Below are 8,727 nucleotides of genomic sequence, written 5' to 3'. Positions count from 1 at the left end.
ATCCCTTCCCCGCAAACTCCGTCGGCGTCCGCCCCGTCACCTGGCGGAATGCTGCCGAAAACGCCGGCACGCTGGCATAGCCGAGCTGGGTGGCGAGCTGCTTCACCGACACATTGGCGTCCGTCGACAGCCGCTGGATCGCCGCGGCGATCCGGGCGCGCTGGCACCAGCTCTTGAAGCTCAGCTGCGTCTCCGTCGAGAACAGCCGCGACAGGGTGCGCGCGGAGGTTCCGACCTCGCGCGCCAGCGTGTCGATGTCGTGCAGGCCGGTTGGGTCGTCGAGCACGATCATCGCGGCGCGCCGGCAGCGCGGCTCGCGCGGCAGCGGCACGAAGGTCGCGGAATCCTCGGCCTGGTGCAATTCCAGCATGACGAGGCGAACCAGCAGCTCGGTGCGCTCATCCGTGTTGCGCGCGTCGAACAGCGCCAGGATCGCCTGATTGAGCAGCGGCGACACCCGCACCACGAATTCCCTGGTCAGGCCGTCATAGCGCTGCTCGCGCTTCAGCCAGGACAGGTCGAAATACAGCGTGCGCATCTCGATGTCGGCGAGCAGGTCGAGGGCGTGCTCGAGCCCGGCCGGCACCCAGACGGCCCGGTCCGGCGGCACCAGCCAGCGTCCCCCTGGTGTCGTCACCTGCATCGTGCCCTTCGCGGCATAGATCAGCTGCGCCTCGCGGTGCAGGTGCGGGTCGATCCGCATGCCCTTGGGATAGTCGCGGGCGACCAGGTGCACGCCCGCGGGCGAGCGATGATTGCTCCGGACCGCCCGGAGGATTGGCGTTTCCACGACAGTCATTGGCAGCATCTCGTCATGCCCAGGACATATAACTCATTTCGGAGCAGGAGAGGATTCGTATGAACAGCCCAAGCCGGGTCATCAGTTTCGTCAACGCAGGCCATTTCATCGACCATTATTCGATGCTGATCTTCGCCGCCGCCGTGATCATCATGGGGCCGGCGCTCGGCATGGCCTATTCGGAACTTCTGCCCTATGCGACGCCGGGCTTCATCGCCTTCGGCGCGGGCTCGCTGCTGACCGGCTGGCTCGGGGACCGCTGGAGCCGCCGCCACATGATGCTGATCTTCTTCCTCGGCATCGGTGCCTCCATGATCGCGGTAGGCTTCGTGCAGACGCAGGCGCAGCTCGGCGCTGCGCTGCTGGCGATCGGAATCTTCGCCTCGATCTACCATCCCGTCGGCACCGCGATGATCGTGTCCTATGCCGACAGGCTCGGCCGCGAGATGGGGCTCAACGGCGTCTGGGGTAATCTCGGCGTCGCCTCCTCCGCGCTGGTCACCGGCGTGATCRGCCAGTATCTCGGCTGGCGCTTTGCCTTCATCGTTCCCGGCGTCGTCACCATCCTGATCGGCATCGCGTTTGCGATGATGGTCGTGCACGAGGACCGCAAGGGCTCGAAGCAGGCGGCGGCGCAGGCGCGCGTCGCCAAGCAGGACATGTGGCGCGTGATCCTGGCGCTGCTGATCGTCGTGATCGCGATCTCTACCACGTTCAATGCCGTCACCGTCGCGCTGCCAAAGCTGTTCGCGGAACGGCTTGCCGATCTCACCAGGAGCCCGGCGCTGCTCGGCGTGATCGCGGCCTGCGTCTACGTGTTCGGCGCGATGACGCAGTACACGATCGGCCGGCTGCTCGACCGCTATTCGCTGAAGACGGTGGCGCTGCCGCTGTCCTTCATGCTGGCGCCGTTCCTGTATCTTGCCGCGAGCCTGTCCAATCTGCCGCTGATCCTGGTCTCGATCGGCATCGTCATGGGCGCGTTCGGGCAGGTCACGGTCAACGACGCCATGGTCGGCAAGTACACCACGGAGGAGTGGCGCTCGCGTGCCTATGCCGTGCGCTATTTCGTCGGCTTCACCGCGGCGGGCGCCTCCGTCGGCCTGGTCGCCTGGCTCTACGAGCAGGGCGGCTTCGTCACCATGCTGCACGCCTTCGCCGCGCTCTGCCTGCTCGCGATCGCCGCCGCGCTGATCCTGCCGCGCGAGATCCGGACGCCGCAGGCGGCGTGAGGCCGGGGCTCTCTCCACTCGTCATTGCGAGCGCAGCGAAGCAATCCAGAATCTTTCCGCGGCGGGACTCTGGATTGCTTCGCTGCGCTCGCAATGACGGGGGATGAGGAGGCAGCCTGCGCATGCCGTCCGTGATGCCATTATGCCGGTGTTTTGCCCGACGGAGCAAGTCATTTCGGCAAGACCGAATTTATGAAATCTTTTCAACCCCATCCCTACTGTGCATGGGGTTGTTTTCGCAATTTTGTTGTCGGCCCCTTCCGGGAGAAGCCTACGGCTTCACCTCGGCCACCGGCTGCGCTTTCGGCGCCTTCTTCGACGCCCGCCAGTTCTCGAACCGCTGCACCACCACGAAGAAGGCGGGCACGAACAGCACCGCGAGGCAGGTCGAGGCCAGCATGCCCRAGAACACGGTGATGCCGATCGACTTGCGGGCGCTGGCGCCGGCGCCGGTGGCGATCACCAGCGGCACCACGCCGAGAATGAAGGCGAACGAGGTCATCAGGATCGGGCGGAAGCGGGCGCGGGCCGCTTCGATCGCCGACTCCAGGATCGGCTTGCCGTCGCGGCCGTGCAGCTCGAGCCCGACCTCGACGATCAGGATGGCGTTCTTGGCCGACAGCGCGATCAGGAGGATCAGGCCGATCTGGCAGTAGAGGTTGTTGTCGATCTTCAGGCCGTTGAGGATCAGCATCGGCCCGATCAGCGATAGCGGCACGGCGAGGATCACCGAGATCGGCGCGTACCAGCTCTCGTACTGGCCGGCGAGCACGAGATAGACCAGCAGCATGGCGAGGCCGAACACCCAGTAGATCTGGTTCGAGACCGCCTTCTCCTGGTACGACATCGCGGTCCATTCATAACCCGTGCCCTGCGGCAGGGTCTTGTCCGCGATCTCTTCCATCAGCTTCAGCGACTGGCCGGACGAGTAGCCCTGCGCCGGCAGGCCGATGATGGTCGAGGACGGATAGAGGTTGTAGAGGCTGATCAGCGACGGGCCGGTGGCCGGCGTGATCGTGGCGACCGTGCCGATCGGGATCATGTCGCCGTTCGAGTTGCGCACCATCATGTTGGCGATGTCGCGCTCGGTGACGCGGAACGCCGGATCGGCTTGCGTATAGACCTGGAAGACGCGGCCGAACTTGTTGAACTGGTTGACGTAGGACGAGCCGAGATAGGTCGACAGCGCCGAGAACACCTGATCGGTGGTGACGTGCAAGGTCTGGGTCTTGACGCGGTCGATCTCGACGTTGAATTGCGGCACCGACGAGCGGAACGAGGACTGGACGCGCTGGAGCGCGCTCTGGCTCTGGCCATTGGAGACCATCGCACCGGTGATGGCCTGCAGCTTGGCGAAATCGCTGTTGCCGTCGCGCAGCTCGACCTGCATCGAGAAGCCGGCGGCGTTGCCGATGCCCTGGATCGGCGGCGGCGGCAGCACGATGGTGCGGGCTTCCATGATGGTCGCGAGCTTGTCGTTCAGTCCAAAGACCAACGAGCGCAGATCCTCGCCGGGCCCTTTACGGGCCTCCCAGTCCTTCAGGATGATGTAGGCGACACCGGCATTGGCGAGGCTCGCGCTGTTGTCGAGCGCGGAGATGCCGGCGATGGTGATGACCTGCTGGACTCCAGGGGTGTCCTTGATGAGCCCGCTCGCTCTGTCGAGCACCGTCTGGGTCCGCTCCAGCGCGGCGCCGTCGGGCAGCTGGATGGCGGCGATCAGATAGCCCTGGTCCTCGATCGGCAGGAAGCCGGTCGGCACCYGCGACAGGCCGTAGCCGCCGATTCCGATCAGCACCAGTGCGACCGCGACCGACACGGTTGCGTGCCTGACCAGGAAGGTGATCAGCCGTGTGTAGCCGCGCTCGACCCGGTCATAGACGTTGTTGAAGCCGCGATAGAAGAAGTTGCGCTGTTCCGGCGGCACCGCCGGCCGCAGCCACAGCGCGCATTGCGTCGGCTTCAGGGTCGCCGCGTTGATGGCGGAGAGCAGCGCGGTCGCCGCGATCACCAGCGCGAATTGCGAGTAGATGCGGCCCGTGAGGCCCGCGAGGAACGAGGCCGGCAGGAACACCGAGATCAGCACCAGCGTGATGCCGACGATCGGCGCGAACAGCTGGTCCATCGCCTTGATCGCGGCGTCGTGGCCGTTCATGCCCTGTTCGATATTGTGCGCGGCGCCCTCGACCACGACGATGGCGTCGTCGACGACGATGCCGATCGCGAKCACGATCGCGAACAGCGTGGACATGTTGATGGTGAAGCCGAGCGCCGCCATCGCGGCGAAGGCGCCGATGATGGTCACAGGCACGGTCGTCGCCGGCACCAGCATGGCGCGCCAGTCCTGGAGGAACACAAGGATCACGACCAGCACCAGCAGGCCGGCCTCGATCAGCGTCATATAGACCTCGTGCACCGAGGCCTCGACGAATTTGGTGGTGTCGAACGGCGTGTCGTATTTGATGCCTTCCGGAAAGCGCTTGGCGAGCTCGGCCATCTTCTTCTCGACCGCCTGCTCGACCTGGAGCGCGTTGGCGCCGGGCGACTGGAACACGCCGATGCCGGTGGCGGGCTGCTTGTTGAGCGAGAAGATCTGGCTGTAGGTCTGTGCGCCCAGTTCGACCCAGCCGACGTCGCGCACCCGCGTGACGTCGCCGCTGGTGCCTGACTTGATGATGATGTTCTCGAACTGGCTGGTATCGTCGAGCCGTCCGTTGACGTTGAGCGTGTACTGGAACGCCTGGCCCGGCGGCGTCGGCGGCGCGCCGACCTGGCCGGCCGAGACCTGCTGGCTCTGCTGCTGGATTGCGTTGATGACGTCCTGCGGCACGAGGTCACGGACTTGCAGCTTGTTGGGATCGAGCCAGACCCGCATCGAATACTGGCCGGCGCCGAACACCGTGACGTTGCCGACGCCGGGCAGACGCGAGAGCTCGTCGCGGATGTTGATGGTGGCGTAGTTGCTCAGATACAGGCTGTCATATCTGGAATCCGGCGAGGTCAGCGTCACGAAAAGCAGGATCGAGGTCGAACGCTTCTGCACGGTGACGCCCTGGTTCTGCACCGACTGCGGCAATTGCGACAGCGCGCTGGAGACGCGGTTCTGCACCAGCACCTGCGCGAAGTTGAGGTCGGTGCCGATCTTGAAGGTCACGGTCAGCGTATAGGTGCCGTCGGAGCCGCTGTAGGACTGCATGTAGAGCATGTCCTCGACGCCGTTGACCTGTTGCTCGATCGGCAGCGCCACGGTGTCGATCACCGTCTTGGCGCTGGCGCCGGGATAGCGCGTGGTGACCTGCACGGTCGGCGGCACCACGTCGGGATATTGCGCGATCGCGAGGTTGAACAGCGCGACGCCGCCGATCAGGATCATCAGCAGTGCGATGACGTTCGAGAGGACCGGCCGCTCGATGAAGAACTTTGAGATCATGGCCGGCGCTCCTTACTTGGCAGACGCCTGCGGCTGTCCGATCTTCGTCACCTGCGGGTCGATCTTCTGGCCCGGGATCACCCGGAGCAGGCCTGCGATCACGAAGCGGTCGTCAGGCTTCAACCCGCCCTCGATCACGCGCAGGCCGTTGTCGACGGGGCCGATCYGCACCTTGCGCTGCTCGACGACGTTGTCGCCGTTGACCACCAGCAGATAGCGGCCGCCCTGGTCGCTGCCGAGCGCGGTGTCGGGAACGAGGAGCGCGGCCTTCTCCTGGTCGAAAGGCACGCGGACGCGGACGAAATAGCCGGGCAGCAGCACCCGCTTGTCGTTGGGGACGACGCCGCGCACCGCCAGCGTGCCCGTCGATTGGTTGAGGGTCGGCGAGACGTAGTCGAGCTTACCTTCGTGCGGATATCCGGTTTCGGTCTGGAGGCCAACCTGGATCGGCAACTGTTTGAGGTCGTTGACGGTCAGCCCGCGGCGGGCCGCTTCGGCGCGGATGCGAAGGACGTCCTGCTCGTTGACCGTGAAGTTCACCCAGATCGGGTCCATCGCGACGATGGTCGCGAGCTGGGTGGGGGAGGAGACGCCGACCAGCTCGCCGACCGAGACCATATGCGCGCTGACCACGCCGTCGAACGGCGCGGTCACATTGGTGTAGCCGTAATTGACCTCGGCCAGCCTCGTATTGACCTGGGCCTGCTGGAGACTGGCCTGGGCGTTGTCGCGGGTCGATGTCGAGGTGTCGAGGGTGGACTGCGAGACCGCCTGGCGCTGCACGAGCTCGGCCTGCCGCTTGAAATCGGCTTCGGCCTGCTTGACCGTGGCTTGCGCGCCGACCTCCGCGGCCTTCGCCTGCTCGACCTTGAGCTTGTAGGTCTCCGGCTCGATCGTGAAGAGCTGGGTGCCCTGCTTGACGAAGGTGCCGTCCTGGTAGTCGATCGATTGCAGAAAACCCTGCACGCGCGCAACGAGGTCGACACTCTTGATCGGGGCGGTGTTGCCGGTGGCTTCGACATAGCGCGTCACCGGGCGCTGTACCGGTGTTGCGACGTCCACCTTGGGGGGCGGCGGTGCCACGTAGGCGTTCTTGTCCTCGCAGCCGGCGAGCGCGATCACGGCGCCCACGGCGGCCAGCGCCCGTCCGACATGTCTCCACGCTTCGTTGCGATGGGCAAGAGATGCGGGATTCGCGCAGGTCATTCGGTGGCCCCCGATTGCTGTCTGTCGGTGCGGCAGGCTACCAACAAATGCCCGGCCGTGGAACACCATAGCCATGGCAGTCACCGGCCTTGCGCTGCAAACGGCGGTGTGGCCTTTTACAGGTTTGTCATGACAGACCGCTTTTCACCGCGCGCACGATCGACCAGAATTGTGTCAATGGCCGTGTCACGAAAGCGAAGCGGCCGGGACGAAGAGAAGAAGCCAAGAAGAAAAAAGGTGAGGAGAGCATGACATGCCCAGTTCGCTTCGATCGGCCCTTGCCGGCCTCCTCCTTGCAGCGGCGGTTGCCATGCCCGCGCTAGCCGATGGCCTGAAGGACGAGATCGCGCCGACCGGCAAGCTGCGGGTCGCGATCGCAATCAGCCCTGCGGGCGGCGCGTTCTGGTCGACCAAGACGGAAGCCGGCTATGCCGGCGTGCCGGTGGACCTCGGCAAGGAGATGGCGGCCCGGCTCGGCGTTGGCGTCGAATATATCGTGCACCAGAATTCCGGGCAGATCACCGACGCGGCTGGCAAAGGCACTCTTGAAAAAGGTGCTTGGGACGTCACCTGGCTGCCCAAGGATCCGGAGCGCGAGACCAGGATGATGTTCGGCCCGATCTACGAGGTCGCGGACGCCACCTACATCGTCAAGCCCGGTTCGAGCGTGACCAATTTCGCCGCGCTCGACCGGCCCGGTATTAAGGTCGCGGCCGTCAACGCCACCACCACCATGCGTGGCGCGGTCGCGCATCTGAAGAACGCTGAGGTCACGGGCTATCAGACCTATGACGAGATCTTCGGCCTCCTGAAGAGCGGCGAGATCGACGCCTTCGCGCTGTCGCGGGACCAGCTCAACAAGATGGCGCAGAAGATTCCCGGTACAAAGGTGCTGGACGAGACCTTCAAGAAGACCGTGACGGCCGTCGCCGTGCCGCTCGGCCACAGCCAGGCATTGGCGTTCGTGACGAAGTTCATGACGGACGCCACGACGAACGGCACCTTGCGCAAGGCCTATGACAACAATGGCCTGAAGGACTCGCCGATCCGCACCGAATAGGGCAGGCGGCGCAGGGCAGGTTGCAACCGGTCGCTCAGTGCGCCCTGATCTCCGCGTATTTCGCCATCGCGCGCTCGAATTTGCGGTTGAAGAGCCACATCGCAGCGAGGATCTCGCGGAAGCTTGCCGAGCTGCGCGACCTGTCGGCCTGTCCAAAGGCGAAGATGCTGTTGTTGCGCAGGTGCCTCATGATCGTCGGGCTGGACACCCGGTAGTTCAGGAGATCGCTTGATTTGAGCGCGGACCGCGTCGGAGTGGGAACGATCTGGATCAGCTCGAACAGCTTCATCTGGTCGATCGGGTCGGGCAGCGTCTTCACGATCGCGGGGATTTCCCGGAAGACATCGGCATGCGCGTTCATCAGGCCGTCGCGCACGTTGGTCCAGTGGTTGAAGCGGTGATCGGTGCCGCGGGCGCGCGCCTCTTCCTTGTCGTCGCGCGCGCTCAATTCGGGATCGGCCGCCGCGATCTCTCCCTTGATGGCCTCCCATTTCCTGCGGCCGTTGCGGTCCTCGGAGGGGCCGGTCTGGAAGCTGCCCATATAGGTGTTCGAGCGCCCGTTGCGGACATTCTGCTTGCCGTTCGTCTCCGCAAAGAACAGCCCGAGGCTGATGCGGCCGGCAGCCTCGGCGTGTTCAGGTGCAAGCCCCTTCGCGCGTGCAATCGCAACGGCGAGATCGACGACGTCCTTGAACGGCGTCGGCGAGTTCTGCGCGCCGGCGGGCGGCGCCTCCATGATGTCGAACAGCCCCGCGTATTCGTCGACCAGCGGCTCGATCGCGGCATCGAAATAGGCCGGCGGAATCTCGAACTTGTTGGGCTTGCCGATCCGCGACGGCATGGCGTCGGTGAGATCCTTGTAAGCACTGATGACGGCGACGCGTGCGAGATAGAGCGCCTGTCCCGGCAGATTCGGCAGCGGTTCCTTCGCCTCGATCTGTCGGCGCCGCTCGGCGAGGATGGATTTGAAATCGCCGAGCGCGCGATCGTAGGCTGCAAG

6 protein-coding genes are annotated in these 8,727 nt (G+C 65.0%); 2 read left to right on the top strand and 4 right to left on the bottom strand.

The window, feature by feature from the left end:
• The coding region (locus tag AC1D00_RS15090; RefSeq protein ID WP_027547339.1) for an AraC family transcriptional regulator at positions 1 to 799 on the bottom strand (799 nt) is incomplete at its 3' end.
• A 59-nt stretch (positions 800 to 858) separates the two neighbouring features.
• Between AC1D00_RS15090 and AC1D00_RS15085 the strand changes: the two genes are divergently transcribed.
• Complete coding sequence (locus AC1D00_RS15085; RefSeq protein WP_477011214.1) at positions 859 to 2,031, top strand: MFS transporter; 1,173 nt, start codon at positions 859 to 861, stop codon at positions 2,029 to 2,031.
• A 271-nt stretch (positions 2,032 to 2,302) separates the two neighbouring features.
• Here the strand turns inward: AC1D00_RS15085 and AC1D00_RS15080 are convergent, their stop codons facing one another.
• Positions 2,303 to 5,461, bottom strand: a complete 3,159-nt coding sequence (locus AC1D00_RS15080; RefSeq protein ID WP_477011213.1) for an efflux RND transporter permease subunit — start codon at positions 5,459 to 5,461, stop codon at positions 2,303 to 2,305.
• A gap of 12 nt (positions 5,462 to 5,473) precedes the next feature.
• Positions 5,474 to 6,667: an efflux RND transporter periplasmic adaptor subunit gene (locus tag AC1D00_RS15075; RefSeq protein WP_477011212.1), complete on the bottom strand. Its 1,194-nt coding sequence runs from the start codon at positions 6,665 to 6,667 to the stop codon at positions 5,474 to 5,476.
• Between the two features lie 253 nt (positions 6,668 to 6,920).
• Between AC1D00_RS15075 and AC1D00_RS15070 the strand changes: the two genes are divergently transcribed.
• Positions 6,921 to 7,727: an ABC transporter substrate-binding protein gene (locus tag AC1D00_RS15070; protein ID WP_477011211.1), complete on the top strand. Its 807-nt coding sequence runs from the start codon at positions 6,921 to 6,923 to the stop codon at positions 7,725 to 7,727.
• Positions 7,728 to 7,761: 34 nt separating this feature from the next.
• Here AC1D00_RS15070 and AC1D00_RS15065 read toward each other — a convergent pair.
• The coding region (locus tag AC1D00_RS15065; protein ID WP_477011210.1) for a hypothetical protein at positions 7,762 to 8,727 on the bottom strand (966 nt) is incomplete at its 5' end.

Source organism: Bradyrhizobium sp. P2_E8 (genome assembly GCF_056403875.1).
The sequence above is the reverse complement of the archived record's forward strand: the minus strand, read 5'-3'. Positions and strand labels throughout refer to the sequence as shown.